We start from the raw sequence: 412 nt of genomic DNA on the forward strand, positions 1-412 counted from the left end.
GACCAACCCGCTCGCCGGCCTGACGCACAAGCGGCGTCTGTCGGCCCTCGGCCCGGGTGGCCTGTCGCGTGAGCGCGCGGGCTTCGAGGTCCGCGACGTGCACCCGTCGCACTACGGCCGGATGTGCCCGATTGAGACGCCGGAAGGCCCGAACATCGGCCTCATCGGCTCGCTGTCGTCCTACGGACGGGTCAACTCGTTCGGCTTCGTCGAGACCCCGTACCGGCGCGTCGTCGACGGCCGGGTCACCGACGAGATCGACTACCTGACCGCGGACGAGGAGGACCGGCACGTCGTCGCGCAGGCCAACACGGCCCTGAACGCCGACGGCACCTTCGCCGAGACCCGCGTGCTCGCCCGCCGCAAGGGCGGTGAGTTCGAGGCCGTCCATCCGTCCGAGGTCGACTACATG

1 protein-coding gene is annotated in these 412 nt (G+C 70.9%); it reads left to right on the forward strand.

The features are described from left to right. The coding region (locus tag AAH991_RS40290) for an RNA polymerDNA-directed RNA polymerase subunit B (protein ID WP_507185163.1) at positions 1–412 on the forward strand (412 nt) is incomplete at both ends.

The organism is Microbispora sp. ZYX-F-249 (genome assembly GCF_039649665.1).
GTDB classification, from domain to species: Bacteria; Actinomycetota; Actinomycetes; order Streptosporangiales; family Streptosporangiaceae; genus Microbispora; species Microbispora maris.